Origin of the sequence: Paraburkholderia sediminicola, assembly GCF_046030555.1 — a bacterium.
Classification (GTDB): domain Bacteria; phylum Pseudomonadota; class Gammaproteobacteria; order Burkholderiales; family Burkholderiaceae; genus Paraburkholderia; species Paraburkholderia sediminicola_E.
On the sequence record NZ_JAQQCH010000023.1, the window covers coordinates 58,277 to 73,613 of the forward strand.

The 15,337-nt window shown below is 62.2% G+C and carries 14 protein-coding genes and 1 riboswitch; of the genes, 7 read left to right on the top strand and 7 right to left on the bottom strand.

Features of this window, described 5'->3' with window-relative positions:
* The first annotated feature begins 12 nt into the window (after window positions 1–12).
* The 4 genes from PQQ52_RS27190 to ribB all read left to right on the top strand — a co-directional run bounded on the left by PQQ52_RS27190 (window position 13) and on the right by ribB (window position 3,726).
* A complete protein-coding gene (locus PQQ52_RS27190) occupies window positions 13–411 on the top strand; it encodes a VOC family protein (protein ID WP_408218269.1) in 399 nt (132 codons plus the stop codon).
* A gap of 30 nt (window positions 412–441) precedes the next feature.
* Window positions 442–1,608 carry an MFS transporter gene (locus tag PQQ52_RS27195; protein ID WP_408218272.1) on the top strand — a complete coding sequence of 389 codons (1,167 nt, stop codon included), beginning with the start codon at window positions 442–444 and terminating at the stop codon, window positions 1,606–1,608.
* A gap of 257 nt (window positions 1,609–1,865) precedes the next feature.
* On the top strand, window positions 1,866–2,555 hold the full coding sequence (locus PQQ52_RS27200; protein WP_408218275.1) for a helix-turn-helix domain-containing protein: 690 nt from the start codon (window positions 1,866–1,868) through the stop codon (window positions 2,553–2,555).
* A 122-nt stretch (window positions 2,556–2,677) separates the two neighbouring features.
* A riboswitch (FMN riboswitch) is annotated at window positions 2,678–2,860 on the top strand.
* Between the two features lie 146 nt (window positions 2,861–3,006).
* Entirely contained in the window at window positions 3,007–3,726 is a 720-nt protein-coding gene (ribB, locus tag PQQ52_RS27205) for a 3,4-dihydroxy-2-butanone-4-phosphate synthase (RefSeq protein ID WP_408218278.1), read from the top strand.
* Between the two features lie 215 nt (window positions 3,727–3,941).
* Here the strand turns inward: ribB and PQQ52_RS27210 are convergent, their stop codons facing one another.
* The 4 genes from PQQ52_RS27210 to glpD all read right to left on the bottom strand — a co-directional run bounded on the left by PQQ52_RS27210 (window position 3,942) and on the right by glpD (window position 8,943).
* The gene (locus tag PQQ52_RS27210) at window positions 3,942–4,628 is read right to left on the bottom strand and encodes an HAD family hydrolase (RefSeq protein ID WP_408218281.1); all 687 of its coding nucleotides are present in this window, start codon (window positions 4,626–4,628) and stop codon (window positions 3,942–3,944) included.
* A gap of 205 nt (window positions 4,629–4,833) precedes the next feature.
* Window positions 4,834–5,547 carry an MIP/aquaporin family protein gene (locus tag PQQ52_RS27215; RefSeq protein WP_408218284.1) on the bottom strand — a complete coding sequence of 238 codons (714 nt, stop codon included), beginning with the start codon at window positions 5,545–5,547 and terminating at the stop codon, window positions 4,834–4,836.
* A 91-nt stretch (window positions 5,548–5,638) separates the two neighbouring features.
* Window positions 5,639–7,138, bottom strand: coding sequence for a glycerol kinase GlpK (gene glpK / locus PQQ52_RS27220; protein ID WP_325047375.1), 1,500 nt, complete (start codon window positions 7,136–7,138; stop codon window positions 5,639–5,641).
* Between the two features lie 275 nt (window positions 7,139–7,413).
* Complete coding sequence (gene glpD, locus PQQ52_RS27225) at window positions 7,414–8,943, bottom strand: glycerol-3-phosphate dehydrogenase (protein ID WP_408218287.1); 1,530 nt, start codon at window positions 8,941–8,943, stop codon at window positions 7,414–7,416.
* Window positions 8,944–9,144: 201 nt separating this feature from the next.
* On the opposite strand from glpD, the gene PQQ52_RS27230 reads away from it, so the two are divergent.
* Window positions 9,145–9,519 (top strand): hypothetical protein, encoded by a 375-nt coding sequence (locus tag PQQ52_RS27230; protein ID WP_408218290.1) that lies wholly within the window; start codon window positions 9,145–9,147, stop codon window positions 9,517–9,519.
* 83 nt (window positions 9,520–9,602) lie between these two features.
* Here the strand turns inward: PQQ52_RS27230 and PQQ52_RS27235 are convergent, their stop codons facing one another.
* The 3 genes from PQQ52_RS27235 to PQQ52_RS27245 form a co-directional block, all read right to left on the bottom strand.
* Window positions 9,603–10,229, bottom strand: a complete 627-nt coding sequence (locus tag PQQ52_RS27235) for a TetR/AcrR family transcriptional regulator (protein ID WP_408218292.1) — start codon at window positions 10,227–10,229, stop codon at window positions 9,603–9,605.
* 193 nt (window positions 10,230–10,422) lie between these two features.
* Window positions 10,423–10,620, bottom strand: a complete 198-nt coding sequence (locus PQQ52_RS27240) for a hypothetical protein (protein ID WP_408218294.1) — start codon at window positions 10,618–10,620, stop codon at window positions 10,423–10,425.
* Window positions 10,621–10,928: 308 nt separating this feature from the next.
* Window positions 10,929–11,708 (bottom strand): DeoR/GlpR family DNA-binding transcription regulator, encoded by a 780-nt coding sequence (locus PQQ52_RS27245; RefSeq protein ID WP_408218296.1) that lies wholly within the window; start codon window positions 11,706–11,708, stop codon window positions 10,929–10,931.
* A gap of 330 nt (window positions 11,709–12,038) precedes the next feature.
* On the opposite strand from PQQ52_RS27245, the gene ggt reads away from it, so the two are divergent.
* Both ggt and PQQ52_RS27255 read left to right on the top strand, forming a co-directional pair.
* Window positions 12,039–13,676: a gamma-glutamyltransferase gene (gene ggt, locus PQQ52_RS27250; RefSeq protein WP_408218299.1), complete on the top strand. Its 1,638-nt coding sequence runs from the start codon at window positions 12,039–12,041 to the stop codon at window positions 13,674–13,676.
* Window positions 13,677–13,810: 134 nt separating this feature from the next.
* Window positions 13,811–15,172, top strand: coding sequence for an MFS transporter (locus tag PQQ52_RS27255; RefSeq protein ID WP_408218301.1), 1,362 nt, complete (start codon window positions 13,811–13,813; stop codon window positions 15,170–15,172).
* Window positions 15,173–15,337 lie beyond the last annotated feature (165 nt).

Sequence of the window (15,337 nt, forward strand, 5' to 3'; positions counted from 1 at the left end):
TGTGGGCTCACCATGCAACTCGATCACGCAACGATCGTCACCGCCGACCTCGACACTGCCCGACGTTTCTTCGTCGACGTGGTCGGGCTGACGGAGGGCGCGCGTCCGCCGTTTTCTATCGACGGCTACTGGTTGTATGCAAATGGCCGCCCAGTGATTCATCTGATCAATGCAACGGTGCCCGCCATAGCGGGCAGGGCGGCACCGCGCATCGACCATATCGCGTTCCGGCTGGAGAGCGCTGACGAATGGCAGGCGCTATTGCAGCGCCTCCATGCGGCGGACATGCCTTATCAGCTCGCCGAAGTGCCGCAGATGGGGCCGCAGCCAGCCGAATTGCAACTGTTCGTCGCGCTCGCGCCTGGCGTGGTCGTCGAATTCGTGACGGCGCCGCGCCGCGCTCAGCACTAACACGCTCAACTTTAGAACCGGAGTAGAAAAATGCCCATTCCATTACTGGCGCTAGCGATTAGCGCTTTCGCGATCGGTACGACCGAGTTCGTGATCATGGGCTTGCTGCCCGAGGTCGCGCGCGATCTGTCCGTGTCGATTCCGTCGGCCGGTTTGCTGGTGAGCGGCTACGCGCTCGGCGTGGCCGTCGGCGCGCCGCTGCTCGCGGTGGTCACCAGCAAGATGCCGCGCAAGCTCGCGTTGCAGTTGCTGATGGGTGTGTTCATCGTCGGCAATACGCTGTGCGCGATCGCGTCCAGCTATTCGGTGCTGATGATCGCGCGCGTGGTGACGTCGTTCGCACATGGGTCCTTCTTTGGCATCGGCGCGGTGGTGGCGGCTTCGCTCGTGCCGGCTGAAAAGCGGGCGAGCGCGATTGCGCTGATGTTCACCGGCTTGACGTTGGCAAATGTGCTTGGCGTGCCGTTCGGCACGTTCGTCGGCCAGGAATTCGGCTGGCGCGCGGCATTCTGGATTGTCAGCGCGTTTGGCGTCCTGTCGCTGGCGGGCGTGTCGCTGTTGGTGCCGAATCGTCATGATGCCGGCCCGGTCGGCCTGGGCCACGAAGTACGAGTGCTGAAAGATCCGCAAGTCTGGACCGCGCTCGCGATGACGGTGCTTGGTTTCGGCGGCGTGTTCGTCGTGTTCACTTATATCGCGCCGATTCTCGAACAGGTCAGCGGCTTCTCACCACGTGGCGTGACGTTGATTCTGGTGCTGTTCGGCGTAGGTCTCACGATCGGCAATACCGTGGGCGGCAAGCTCGCGGACCGTGCGCTGATGCCTTCGCTGATGGGTATTCTGGTGGCGCTCGCGGTGGTGATGGCGATCTTCGCGCGGACCAGTCATTCGCAGGTGGCCGCGGCGATTACCATTTTCGTGTGGGGTATTGCTGCGTTCGCGACCGTGCCGCCGTTGCAGATGCGCGTGGTCGAGAAGGCCGCTGCCGCGCCAAATCTGGCTTCGACGTTGAACATCGGCGCATTCAACGTGGGCAATGCGGGCGGCGCGTGGCTTGGTGGTCTGGTGATCAATCATGGCCATTCGCTCGATACGCTGCCGTGGGTCGCGGCGGCGGTCAGCGTGGCGGCATTGCTGCTCACGTGGTTCGCGGCGCGGATGGATGCGCCGGCATCGGTCATCGCGCAGCGCGCCTGAGTGTGCCTGCCTGTGCCTGAGTGCGCGTCAGGCGCACCTGATCTCCCCGGATGGATGTGCACGAGGGCATGTTCGGGCTCGAACGTCTCCGAGCCGAAGCACGCCCATATGAGAAATTCGCACAAGCTTTGCGAGAATCGTCCTCCGCAATGCTGATAACAGTGTGAAGATAACTTCGTTGGGCGTAGCAGGGCGCGATGCTATCTTGCTTCCACTAACCGCTTGCCCGCCGTCCGGCGGCGCTACTGGAGGCAATCATGCATTCCCCGCTTGCGCTGGTTCGCGATCCCACGGCTGACACCGATGCGTCGCCGCGTACCGCTGAACCCTTCGATGCTCTTGAACATCTGGTCGGCGTGAATCTCGCCCGTTTGCGCGCCGAGCGCCAACTTTCCCTCGACGCTCTGGCCCGCGCTTCCGGCGTCTCGCGAGCAATGCTCGCGCAGATCGAGTCGGCGCGCAGCGTGCCGTCCATCAAGGTGCTGTGCAAGGTGGCCGCGGCGTTGAAGGTATCGGTGGCGGCGTTCTTGCGACGTCATGCGACCAACGGCTTCGAGCATTTGCCGGCAGAGCGTTCGTCGCGGCTCGTCAGTTCGAATGGGCGCTACTCGGCCCGGCCGCTTTATCCCGACGCCGAGCCGACCGCTGCCGAGTTTCACGAGTTGCGTATCGCGCCATTGCATACCGAAGCCGGCACGCGCCGCGCGCCGGGCACCACGGTGAATCTGGTGGTGAGCGAAGGCACGCTGGAAGTCAGCGTGCACGACCAACGTCAATTGCTGGCCACGGGCGATGCGATCGTGTTCGACGCCGACCAGCCGCACAGCCTGCGCAATCCCGGTGACACCGAAGCGCGCGCGTTCCGCGTGACGCTGAAGGCAGAAACGCCGCCGCGCTGGGATGTGCCCGCGCCGCACGATTTGACACGGCAGGCCGCGCCGGTCTGATACGTCAGGTTTTTGGCGACGGATTCGCTGCGAAGCAGAGATGTCCGTCTAATCAGTAGGGGTAGCGCTGCAGGTCGCGCGCGTCTGTTGTATGCTTTGCCAGCCGGTCGATCCGGCAATCAGTGCGTCTTCAGGGCGGGGCGAAATTCCCCACCGGCGGTATGCCGGCAGCGCGAAAGCGTGAGCCGGTGAGCCCGCGAGCGCCCGCTTCGTTCAGCTTTCAGCGTATCGAAAGCGCAGTGGGGTCAGCAGATCTGGTGAGAAGCCAGAGCCGACGGTTAGAGTCCGGATGGAAGAAGATGTGCAGATAGTCATGTTCGTTTCCGTGGCGCCGCCCGAGGTTGGAGCGGTGCGCGAGCGTCGCTTTGCGCGGCGTTCAACGGCGCGTCTTTGTCTGTTTGCAATGCCCTGAAACGTTTTTCGCCCAACTTTTGCGATGAGCGTTTCAACTATGTCCTTTGCTACTTTTCCTGCTCCGTCGGTGATTGCGGACAACGCAATTCTCGACCTTCCCCTGCTCGCCACCGAGCCCGTTCCGCCGCGTATCGCCGCCGCCTTGCAAGCCATGCGCGATGGCCGCGCTGTCGTCCTGCAAGACGATCACGACCGCGAGAACGAAGCTGATCTGATCGTTTCCGCCGAGCGCCTTTCCGTCGAAACCATGGCCTTGCTGATCCGCGAATGCAGCGGCATCGTCTGCCTGTGTTTGCCGGACGACAAAATCCGCGCGCTTGAACTGCCGCCGATGGCCGTCAACAACGAAAGCCGTCACGGCACCGCGTTCACGGTCTCGATCGAAGCCCGCGATGGCGTGACGACCGGCGTGTCCGCGCTCGATCGCGTGACGACGATTCGCGCGGCAATCAGCGATACGGCGAAGCCTGCCGATATCGTGCGCCCGGGTCACGTGTTCCCGTTGCGTGCGCAACCCGGCGGTGTACTCGCGCGGCGCGGCCACACCGAAGGCACAGTCGATCTGGCGATTCTCGCGGGTCTGAAACCGGCCGGTGTGCTGTGCGAACTGATGAACGCGGACGGCACGATGACGCGCGGCGCGGACGTGGAGCGCTTCGCCGCGCAACACAATCTGCCGATGCTGACGATCGCCGAGCTGGTGGAATTCCGTCAGGCGCTGGCGACGGCGCGCGAATGCGTGGCCGACGAGGCTTGATGCGTTAAGCGGTGTGGCGTGCGGCGATCTGTTGGCGGTCGAGCGCGGATGTTTTGTCGCTCTATACGACGACGGCGCCCGCCAGCGCGAACTTCACGCATTCTCACGCGTTTGAAAAAAAGCCGGCTTCGGCGAACGGCACCCCAAATCGTTGGACGGATGTCCAACTGTGCGGGGTGAGTTCACGATAGCCGGCTTTCTTATTGCTGCATCCGTTACGACTGCACGTCGCCGAATTCACCTCGCACACCGGCTTCAACCAGTGCGGGCAGCTCATCCATATGCTTCATGATGCGTGTCATGCCCATTTTGCGCAGCGCGTCCGCGTAACCTTCGGGAATATGGCTCGCACCGACGAAGGCAATCGTCTTCATGCCTGCCGCCCGCGCCGCGTTCAAACCCGCCACGCTATCTTCCACGACGATGCATCGCGCTGGGTCCACGCCTAGCGCTTTCGCCGCGAACAGATACACATCCGGATAAGGCTTTGGCCGTCCCACCTGTTCGGCGCTGAAAATCCGCTCGCCGAAAATCTGCTGCAAGCCCGCGCGCCGAACCGACGCATTCACGCGCGCCATCCGGCTGTTCGACACGACCGCGGCCGGCAGCGTCACGCGTTGCAAGGCCTCGCGCACGCCGTTGATCGGGCTGAGCGACGCCGCGAGCGCGAGCTCGACATTGTGTTCGATCGTATTGAAGAAATCGGCGGGCAGCGTGATATCGAACGACTTCTCGATGCCTTCGAGAAAGCGCGAAGTCTGCTGGCCGAACGCCGTTTTGACGACGGGTTCGAAGTCGAGGCCGGGGAAGGTGGCGGACAGTGTTTCGAGCAACACGCGGTCAGCGATGATTTCGCTGTCGACGAGCACGCCGTCGCAGTCACAGATGAGGTGGTCGATCATGCTTTAAAACGGAAAGCGAGAGGCACGCGAGCAGGGCAGTTGCAAGCTCATGCGCGGAGATTGAAAGCATCATGATACGTGCTTTGGCGCCGCGTGCGCGGCGCCATCGTTTTCCGTAGGCGCTTATTTGCGTCCTTAGTCTGACTGTAGTTTGCCCGCAGTTTGCCGATAGAGCGCCAATGTGCGCCCTACGTGCGCCGCAAGATCAGTGTGTGTGCAGGTACAGATACAGCCCAGTTGCCGCCGCGCCGCCCATCAGCGGACCGCACACCGGAATCCACGAATAACGCCAGTCGCTGTCGCGCTTGCCCGGAATCGGCAGCAGCGCGTGCATCAGACGCGGCGACAGGTCGCGCGCGGGGCTCATCGCATAACCGGTCGGGCCACCGAGCGAAATACCGATGCCGAGCACCAGCAGGCCGACCGGCAGCGCGTCGAGCGCACCCAGGCCGACTTGCGGCGAAGCCAGATACAGTACGCCGAGAATCAGCACGAACGTCGCGATCATTTCGGTGAGCAGGTTATGCGGCACGCTGCGAATGGCCGGCGACGTGCAGAACACGCCGAGCTTCACGTCGGCATCCCCTTCGTTATTGAAGTGCTGACGATACGCGACCCACACGAGCAGGGCGCCGGCCATCCCGCCGAGCATCTGCGCCGCGATGTAGCCTGGTACTTTGGCCCACGCGAATTTGCCTGCCAGCGCGAGGCTGATCGTCACGACGGGGTTCAGGTGCGCGCCGCTGTACGATGCCGTGACGTAGACGGCGACGAACACGGCCATCGCCCAGCCCATCACGATCACGATCAGATCCGCGCCTTTGCCTTTGGTGCGCGCGAGCAGCACGTTGGCGACCGCGCCGTTGCCGAGCAGCACCAGAATCGCTGTGCCGATGAATTCCGCAATGTAAGGAGACATCGTTGGTTATCCGAAATATAGTTGTTAGGGAAGCCGCCGAATAAGCGGCTTCGTTATGTCGAAAGGTGTCTTAGGAACCGAAGGACAGCAATCAGGGCGTGTCGGCCCAAGCCTTCGCGGCGCGGATCGCGCGCTTCCAGCCGTCGAGGCATTCCTTGACATCGGCATGCGGCAGCGCAGGCGTGAAACGGCGATCGAGCGCCCACTGGCTTTGCAGTTCGTCCACGTCTTTCCAATAGCCGACCGCGAGACCGGCCAGATACGCCGCGCCCAATGCGGTTGTCTCCGATACTTTCGGACGCACTGCGTCGACGCCGAGAATGTCCGCCTGGAATTGCATCAGCAGATTGTTCGCGCAAGCGCCGCCGTCCACACGCAATTCGCCGATGCGAATGCCGGAGTCGGCTTCCATTGCTTTCAGGACGTCGAGCGATTGATAGGCGATCGAGTCGAGCGCGGCGCGGGCGATATGCGCCGAGCTCGTGCCGCGCGTCACACCGAACAACGTGCCACGCGCGCGGGCATTCCAGTGCGGCGCGCCGAGGCCTGCAAACGCGGGCACCAGATACACGCCGTCACTATGCGGCACGCTGCGCGCCAGCGTTTCGATTTCTGTGGCGTTCTTGATGATGCCGAGGCCGTCGCGCAGCCATTGCACTACCGCGCCACCGATGAAGATGCTGCCTTCGAGCGCGTAATTGATCTGGTCGCCGATCTGCCACGCAATGGTGGTGACGAGATTGTTCTTCGATTCGATCGGCTTGTCGCCGGTGTTCATCACGAGGAAGCAGCCAGTGCCGTAGGTGTTCTTCACCATGCCCGACTGCGTACACATCTGGCCGAACAGGGCCGCGTGCTGGTCGCCGGCAATGCCCGCGAGCGGAATCTTGGAGGCGAACACAGTGGTCTTGGTCGGTCCATACACTTCGGACGACGCACGCACTTCCGGCAACATGTTGCGCGGAATATCGAGCGCTTCGAGCAGTTCGTCGTCCCACTTCAGCGTGTGGATGTTGAACAGCATCGTGCGCGACGCGTTGGTCACGTCGGTGACGTGCAGGCCGCCCTTGGTGAAGTTCCACACGAGCCAGCTATCCACCGTGCCGAACGCGAGGCGACCTTGCTTCGCCTTTTCGCGCGCGCCTTCGACGTTGTCGAGAATCCAGCGGATCTTGGTTGCCGAGAAGTACGAATCGATCGGCAGGCCGGTTTTCGCGCGGACTTTTTCTTCGAGACCTTGCTCTTTAAGCTGATCGCAGAAGTCGGCAGTGCGGCGGTCTTGCCAGACGATCGCGTTATAGATGGGGTGGCCGGTTTCGCGGTCCCACACAATGGTGGTCTCACGTTGATTGGTAATGCCGATCGCGGCGATCGACGTGCCGTTCATGCCGGCGCGCGTGACCGCCTCGGCGGCGACGCCGGCCTGCGTCGACCAGATTTCCTGCGGGTCGTGCTCGACCCAACCCGGACGCGGATAGATTTGCTGGAATTCTTTCTGAGCGGTCGACACGATATTGCCGAGCCGGTCGAACAGCATCGCGCGTGAGCTGGTGGTGCCTTGGTCAAGCGCGAGGATGTACTGATCCTGCATTGTCTCTTCTCCATGCGTTTTATGAATCGCCGGACTGCTGACCGGCGACGGGAACGGCTTGTTGTTTTAAGCGGGCTGCAACAGTTTGAGCTTGTGCGTCCCGGCTTTGTCAGTAGCCGAGGGGTGAAAATCGATTCGGTTAAACAGGGTCATGCAAGCGGCCTGCCGCATTGCTACAGCCTGACCAGGTGATCTAACGGAGCAGCCTAACCAAGTGCCTTAACCAGGCAGCTCAACTGAGTGACCTCACTATCTGGACCGACTAAGTAACCTGACTAGGCATTCTGTCGGGCCGGTTCGCGAGCGAGCCAGGTGTCGATGTCGCGTGTGATCGAATCGAGCGTGCCGGGCTCGACGTGCAGGCCGAGTTTCGAGCGGCGCCACAACACGTCCTGCGCGCTGCGCGCCCATTCGGTGTCGCGCAGATAAGTGAGTTCGGCTTCGTAGAGACCTGGCGCGAAAGCGCGTCCCAGGTCTGCCACCGAGCGCGCGTTGCCAATGACGTGCTTCACGCGGGTGCCGTACGCACGGGCGAGGCGATGAGCCAGGTCGGCAGGCAGCCAGGGATTCTGTTGCTTGAAGCCGGCGAGGAAGCGCTCGAAATTGGCTTGTGGAATATCGCCACCGGGCAGCGGCACCCCGGCCGTCCACGAAGGCGTGCCGTTGTGCAGCGCGTGCGCGAGTTTGTCGACGGCTTCTTCCGCCAGTTTGCGGAACGTCGTGATCTTGCCGCCGAACACCGACAGAAGCGGCGCCTCGCCTGCGGGCGCATCGAGTTCCAGCGAGTAATCGCGTGTGACGGCCGACGGGTTGTCCGCGCCTTCTTCCTCGAGCAGCGGACGCACGCCCGAGTAGGTCCAGCGTACGTCTTGCGGCGAGATCTTTTCTTTGAAGTAGCGATTGATCGAGTCGCAGAGATACTGTATTTCGTCGGCGTCGATCGCTACTTTCGACGGGTCGCCGCGATATTCGAGGTCGGTCGTGCCGATCAGCGTGTAATCGTGTTCGTACGGAATCGCAAAGATGATCCGCTTGTCCGGATTCTGGAAGATGTACGCGTGATCGTGTTCGAACAGACGGCGCGTGACGATATGGCTGCCTTTCACGAGGCGCACGCTATGCGTCGCCTCGCGGCCGAGCGCGCCATGCAGCAATTCGCCGACCCACGGACCGGCAGCATTCGCAATCGAGGCCGCGCGCACGTCGAGGATGGTGCCGTCCGCGCGCTTGAGTTGCGCGCGCCATTCGCCGCCGGCACGCACCGCGCTCAGCAGCTTGGTGCGCGTGAGAATCTTTGCGCCGCGCTCCTGCGCATCCAGTGCGTTCAGCACGACCAGACGTGCGTCGTTGACCCAACCGTCCGAATACACGAAACCGCGCTTGATCGAATCGACCAGCGGCGCGCCGGCGGGGTGGTTGCGCATCACAATGCCGCGTGAGCCGGGCAGCAGTTCGCGTTTGGCGAGGTGATCGTAAAGGAACAGGCCGGCGCGGATCAGCCAGGCTGGGCGCAGATCGGGCATGTGCGGCATCACGAAACGCAGCGGCCACATGATGTGTGGCGCCGCGCGCAGCAGCGTTTCGCGTTCCTGCAGGGCTTTGCGGACCAGCCCGAATTCGCGGTATTCGAGGTAGCGCAGGCCGCCGTGAATCAGCTTGGTACTGGCCGACGACGTATGCGCCGCCAGATCGTCCTGTTCGCAGAGCAGCACTGACAGGCCGCGGCCCGCCGCATCGCGTGCGATGCCTGCGCCGTTGATCCCACCGCCCACGACGAGCAAATCGTATCTCGAGCCTTGCGTCACCTGCTGTGTCCCCTGCGTCTATTCCGGAAGCTGTTTGGAAAAACTATCGAATCGATAGTGTTCGTTTTCGAACTTTAATGAACATATTCGAAAAAGTAAAGTTCGGTTTTCTTACGCACACTTCTAACAGTTGGCTAAGGTGGTGGCGCAACGCGCGGCCACGGACGATACTCACGGCAGCAGCCATTTCGAGGTGAATTCATGCGTGGACTTTGGATGATCGGCGCCGCTGCGCTCCTGACGGGATGCGTCAGCTCGCCGAGCTTGAACGGAACGATGGGCGCGCCCTCGTTCGCATCGTTGCAGCAGATGTGCAGTTCTCAAACAGTCGACTATGGCAACGACGCGCAAGGTGTCTACGCGACGATGTTCGACGCGTATGTGGCGAATCGGCGCGGCAAGTTGTCGAAGGACGATTACTGCGCGTTCCAGGCGTCGCTTGCGCAGCATTACACGAGCCTGGCAGTGAGTCCTGACCCGCAGGTGCGTAATCAATGGGTGACGTTCTTCACCGACCAGCGAGCCAAGGCGTTGAGCTGGCGCGCGGCGGCTGATCCGACCTTGCGGGCGGGCTGAGCTTCGCGCCCGGACCTCGCTTCCCGGTGCCTCCCACCGGGCTATTCGCGTTGAGTGAGTTGAAGGGCTGAAGGGCTGAAGGGCTAGCCGCGCTGCGGCTGGGCCCCGCGCCACAACATCCGGCGAATCTGCGCGAGCACGGCCTCGCGCGTCGGCGCGTTGCTCGCGGCGGCTTGTTGCGCCAGTGGCAACGGCAACTGGTTGGCGAGCGCGAGCATGGTGAAGCCGTGCAGGCTTGCCCAGTAGGCATAGCCGATCAGTTGTGGATCGCCTTCCAGAATGCCCGCGGCAACGAGTTGCTCGAAGTGCGTCCCGAGCATGCGCCAGGCACGCTGCGACGCGGCGGTGAGTTCCGGGTACGCGCCTTCCTGCTGATTCAGATCGAACATCAGGCGATAGGCGTGCGGTTCATCGAGCGCGAATGCCACGTAGGCATCGCTGATGGCGGAGCGGTCGGTCGCGGACGTTTCCTTGGCCACTGCCTCGAGCCGCGCCGCGAAGCGGTTGAATGCCGCCGCGCGGACCATTGCAAGGATCTCCTCCTTGTCGCGGAAGTAGCGATAGGGCGTCATCGCGCTGCAACCCAGCTCCTTCGCCAGTTCGCGCATTGTCACGCCCTGCGCGCCGCGCGTGGCGAACGCGTTTTCGGCCACGCGCCGCATGGTTTCGCGGAAATGCTGGATGTCGTCGGAGGAGAGCGTTTTTGGCATGCGCGAAGGCAGAAGGTCCGTCGCGTCAATTTACTGCGTAAATGAATTGGGCACAACAAAGCGGCCGTTTATGCGGCCGCCTCGTTTGAGACAAGAAACGCGTGGCGGCATGGAAGAACCGAGGATGCGCGCAATGTCGCTGCGGCGTGGCCCGTCGTCATGCTGCCGGTCGTCGGCTTCAGAACCCAACGTGCTACGAGAAACGTTTGATGGCCCGGAGTGCGTTGTCGCCGGTTTCGGTCACGCGCCATTGTTCGTTGCCCGATGCGAGCCGTTCGAGTTGCACAAGCTGGCGTTCCAGCAGGGCGTCGAGTTCTTCTCGCTCCATGTCGACTTGATTGGGAGCGTCCTTGACGAGCAACAACGTGGCGAATTCATGCGGACTCAGCATCGTTCTCTCCATGTCAAGCTAACGCGGACGGCCTTGCCGGCGACTGGCCAGATGCCAGTGAAGTCCGCTAGAGGATCAGGCGGGAGGTACGGCTATCACGACAGGTTCACGCTGCCAGCACTCCATGCAACGCAGAACGGACGCTGGGGAACTGGAGTGTAGTCAAACGCCCGTTAAACACCAAAGGGGCTCCAGTAAATTTTCCCTTTGACAATTGGAGCCCGCAGAGGCGGTTTGGAGGAGCGGTCAAATCCTTGATTTCACTCGAAGTTTCGCGTGCGCTGCAACATGGCCGAAGAGGCCTGGGATTACTCGGCGATATACACCTGGCAGTTGGCGGCGGCGAGCATTTCGTTCATTTCGGCAGGCGGCGCGGCGTCGGTGAAAAGCGCGTCGATCTGATCGAGATGACCTTGGCGGACGAGCGCCGGGCGGCCGAATTTGGAGTTGTCGGCGGCGAGGAACACCGTGCGCGCATGCTGGATGATCGCCTCGGCCACGCGCACTTCGCGGGTGTCGAAATCGCGCAGCGTGCCATCCGTTTCAATGCTCGACGTTCCGATGATCGCGAAGTCCACCTTGAATTGCCGGATGAAGTCGATCGCCAGTTCGCCGACGATGCCCTTGTCCCACGGCCGCACGATGCCGCCCGTCACCAGCACTTCGCAATCCGGATAGCCGCTCATCATGCTGGCGACGTTCAGATTGTTGGTGATCACACGCAACCCGCGATGCCGGTTGAGCGCGCGCGCGACTTCTTCGGTGGTCGTGCCGAGGTTGATGAAGAGCGACGCCTGGTCGGGAATGTGAGTGGCCACTAGCGTCGCGATGCGCCGTTTCTCGTCATGGAACATTCGCTGACGCGCTGTGTACGAGACGTTCTCGGAACTGGTCGGCAGACTGGCGCCGCCGTGATAGCGGCGCAGCAGGTTCATGTCGGCGAGCCAGTTGACGTCGCGGCGGATCGTCTGCGGCGTCACGTCGAAGTGGGCCGCGAGGTCGTCCACGGTCACGAAGCCGTCGCGTTGCACCCACTCCAGCAGTTCCTGTTGCCGGGCATTGAGAGTCAGGCGGGGGTCTCGGGTCATGGGTCTCGGGTCGTGGGTTTTTATCGGCGCTGCCCGCCAACGGCGCGATCAGCCGAGCCGGAAAACGGGTGATGCGTGAACGGGGGTGAGCGTATTGTAAGACCATCACATGTCGTGTCCGCTAACTCGTGCGTCATGGTTCGGATCAGGGACGACTGCGCAAAGACCCATTCAGACCATTTGCGCATTTATTCATTTGATAAATGAATTTGTTTTTTGTGCCGGATCGCGCTGCAATCCAAGGTTCCGCGTTTTACCCCGTTTTTACCCGCTTCCCATGGTTTCCGGCGCTCGAGAGGGTGCCGGCCCGTGCTTTCGAGAGTGTTCGACATGACTGGCTTCAACTGGCAAAACCCCTATCCGACACCGCGTCTACCTGTATTCGCACGCAACATCGTTTCGACTTCGCACCCGCTCGCCGCGCAAGCCGGTCTACGGATGCTGTGGAAAGGCGGCAATGCTGTCGACGCGGCGATCGCGGCGGCGGCCGCCATTACGGTGGTCGAGCCGGTGTCGTGTGGCCTTGGCGGCGACGCCTTCGCGCTGGTGTGGGACGGCAAGAAACTGCACGGCCTGAACGCTTCGGGCGTGTCGCCGGCGGCCTGGAACGTCGATTACTTCAAGCGCAAATACGGTGAGGAAAACGGCTTCGCCAAGCAACCCAAGCGCGGTTGGGACGCCGTTACCGTGCCAGGCGTGATCGCCGGCTGGGAGGCGTTGCATCAGAAATTCGGCTCGCTGCCGTTCGCCGATCTGATGGAGCCGGCAATCGAAATCGCCGAGCGTGGGCACGCGGTGGCGAGCATCGTCGCTTACAAATGGGCGGCTGCCGTGCCGGAATTGAAGGACCTGCCGGGCTTCGCGCAAACCTTCATGCCGCGCGGCCGTGCGCCGGAAGTCAGCGAATTGGTGCGCTTTCCCGGGCACGCGAAGACACTGCGCAAGCTCGCGGAACAAGGCCCGCGTGCGTACTACGAAGGTGAGATCGCCGAACAGATCGCGGCGTTTGCGCGCGAAGGCGGCGGCGCGTTGACGCTCGACGATTTGCGCAACTACCGCGCGGATTGGGTCGAGCCGATCGGCAAGGATTATCGCGGCTACACCGTGCATGAAATTCCGCCGAACGGCCAGGGCATCGCGGCGCTGATCGCGTTGGGCATCCTCGAAAAATTCGACGTGAAAGAACTCGCCGTCGACAACGTCGAGTCGCAGCATTTGCAGATCGAAGCGATGAAGCTGGCGTTCGCCGACGTTTATCGCTATGTCGCCGATCCGCGTTCGATGGAAGTGACACCCGAGCAGATGCTCGACGACGCGTACCTCACGTCGCGCGCGAAGCTGATCGACCACAAGCGCGCCACGCAATTCGACTTCGGCATGCCGAAGGCCGGCGGCACGATCTACATGTCGGTGGCCGACGAGCGCGGCATGATGGTCAGCTTCATCCAGTCGAACTACATGGGCTTCGGCTCGGGCATCGTGGTGCCGGACAGCGGCATTGCGATGCAGAACCGCGGGTGCGGCTTCTCGATGGATCCGAAGTCGCCGAACGTGGTGGAAGGCGGCAAGCGGCCATTCCATACCATCATCCCGTCGTTCCTGACGCAGCAGGTGGACGGCAAGCAGGAAGCGGTGATGAGCTTCGGCGTGATGGGCGGCGACATGCAGCCGCAAGGCCACCTGCAATCGATCGTGCGGATGCTCGATTACGGTCAGCAACCGCAGGCCGCCTGCGATGCGCCGCGCTGGAAGGTCAACCGCGACTTCACCATCGACATCGAATCGACGCTCGATCCGAAGACCGCCGAGGCGTTGCAGAAGCTGGGCCACACGATCAAGTCGGTCGACGATCCGTACATGGACTTTGGCTCCGGCCAGTACATCTGGAAGCTCGACCGGAATGATCCGGACCGCGGCTATGTGGCGGCGAGCGACAGCCGTCGCGACGGGTTGGCAGCCGGCTTCTGAACAATTCAGACGGAGCGCGGCGCGACTCACGCGGCCGCTGCGCTTCGTTTCGCTGCGTCTGTCGACAATGCATCGCGCATCGTGCGCAACCAGTGCAACCAGTGCAACCAGCACCAGGCAGGGCAGGAGACATTATGAATACCCCCGCGTCGCGATCCGCGACGGCATCCCCGCATTCCACGTCCGCACCGCTTTCCAAAGCGATGGTGCGACGTATCGTGTTTTCGTCGTCGGTCGGCAATGCATTGGAGTGGTTCGACTTTCTGGTCTACGGCTACTTCGCGACCATCATCGCGAAACAGTTCTTCCCGATGCAAGACGAATGGCTCTCGACGCTGCTCGCCATCGCCACCTTCGGCATTTCCTTCCTGATGCGGCCGCTTGGCGCCGTCGTGTTGGGCGTCTATGGCGATCGCAAGGGCCGTAAGTCGGCGCTCACCCTCGCCATCGCGCTGATGATGGTCGGCACCTTCACGATGGCAGTGATGCCGCCGTACGCGTCGATCGGTATCGCCGCGCCCGTGTTGATCCTGCTTGCGCGGCTCGTGCAGGGTTTCGCGGTGGGCGGCGAGTTCGGTAGCGCGACGGCCTTCATGGTCGAGCACAGCGCGTCACGGCGTGGCTATTACGCGAGTTGGCAGTTCGCAAGCCAGGGCCTGGCCGCGGTCACCGCGGCGGCCTTCGGTTCGCTCCTGACCGCGTGGATGCCACCCGAGCAACTCAATAGCTGGGGCTGGCGCCTGCCATTCATGTTCGGTCTGCTGGTCGGGCCGGTGGGCTATTACATCCGTTCGCATCTCGACGAGACGCCGGAGTTTCTCGCGTTGCGCGAAGCGCGTGAGACAGCGGCCAAGCGTCAGCAGACGCCAGAAAAGGATGCGTCGTTCAGCAACCAGTGGGTGAATCTGCTGCTGGCCGTGGGTATCGTTGCGCAGTCGACAGTCGGTGTGTACGTGTTGCAACTCTACATGCCGATGTACGCGGTCAAGCAGTTGCACATGCCTGCGGCGGCGTCGTTCGGCGTGGTGGTGCTCAACGGCGGTTTGCAGTTCATTTTGTCGCCGGTGATGGGTGCGTTGTCTGATCGTATCGGCCGGATTCGCATCATGCTGACCACGTCGATTCTGATGGGCACGCTGATCTATCCGATGTTCGCGTGGTTGCAGACCCATCCGACGATTGGCTGGCTGTTAGTGTTGCAAGGCACAGCTGGCATTTTCAAGGCGGCTTACTCCGGACCGATGCCCGCGCTGATGTCCGAGATATTCCCGACGCAAGTGCGCTCGACCGGTCTTTCAATCGGTTACAGCATCGGCGTGACGATTTTCGGCGGCTTTGCGCCGACGATTGTGGAGACCTTTATTCATTTGACCGGCGACAAACTCGCGCCAAGTTACTACGTCCTGATTGCCGCGGTGCTTTCGGGGTTGTCGCTCATCGTGGTCGCGTGGCGTATGCGGCGCGTCCGTCGTCTCGAAGGCGTTCAGCCCGCATGACGGCTTTGCTGGCGGTCGTTGTGCTCCGCAGCGAGCCGTGCCGCGCTTAACCCGCGCCGTCCTGTTCAAGCCAAAGCCAGCTCGTCGAGCTGGCTTTTTTTGTGCCTTGCGTGTTCGCTTGTAATCAACCGAAGGATTCGACTACCGTGAAATTGGAACTGTGGC

What these genes read in the sequence shown, in the direction of transcription:
- PQQ52_RS27190 (WP_408218269.1), top strand. Translation starts at nt 13, where the DNA reads ATGCAACTCGATCACGCAACGATCGTCACCGCCGACCTCGACACTGCC.
- PQQ52_RS27195 (WP_408218272.1), top strand. Translation starts at nt 442, where the DNA reads ATGCCCATTCCATTACTGGCGCTAGCGATTAGCGCTTTCGCGATCGGT.
- PQQ52_RS27200 (WP_408218275.1), top strand. Translation starts at nt 1,866, where the DNA reads ATGCATTCCCCGCTTGCGCTGGTTCGCGATCCCACGGCTGACACCGAT.
- ribB (WP_408218278.1), top strand. Translation starts at nt 3,007, where the DNA reads ATGTCCTTTGCTACTTTTCCTGCTCCGTCGGTGATTGCGGACAACGCA.
- PQQ52_RS27210 (WP_408218281.1), bottom strand. Translation starts at nt 4,628, where the DNA reads ATGATCGACCACCTCATCTGTGACTGCGACGGCGTGCTCGTCGACAGC.
- PQQ52_RS27215 (WP_408218284.1), bottom strand. Translation starts at nt 5,547, where the DNA reads ATGTCTCCTTACATTGCGGAATTCATCGGCACAGCGATTCTGGTGCTG.
- glpK (WP_325047375.1), bottom strand. Translation starts at nt 7,138, where the DNA reads ATGCAGGATCAGTACATCCTCGCGCTTGACCAAGGCACCACCAGCTCA.
- PQQ52_RS27230 (WP_408218290.1), top strand. Translation starts at nt 9,145, where the DNA reads ATGCGTGGACTTTGGATGATCGGCGCCGCTGCGCTCCTGACGGGATGC.
- PQQ52_RS27235 (WP_408218292.1), bottom strand. Translation starts at nt 10,229, where the DNA reads ATGCCAAAAACGCTCTCCTCCGACGACATCCAGCATTTCCGCGAAACC.
- PQQ52_RS27240 (WP_408218294.1), bottom strand. Translation starts at nt 10,620, where the DNA reads ATGCTGAGTCCGCATGAATTCGCCACGTTGTTGCTCGTCAAGGACGCT.
- PQQ52_RS27245 (WP_408218296.1), bottom strand. Translation starts at nt 11,708, where the DNA reads ATGACCCGAGACCCCCGCCTGACTCTCAATGCCCGGCAACAGGAACTG.
- ggt (WP_408218299.1), top strand. Translation starts at nt 12,039, where the DNA reads ATGACTGGCTTCAACTGGCAAAACCCCTATCCGACACCGCGTCTACCT.
- PQQ52_RS27255 (WP_408218301.1), top strand. Translation starts at nt 13,811, where the DNA reads ATGAATACCCCCGCGTCGCGATCCGCGACGGCATCCCCGCATTCCACG.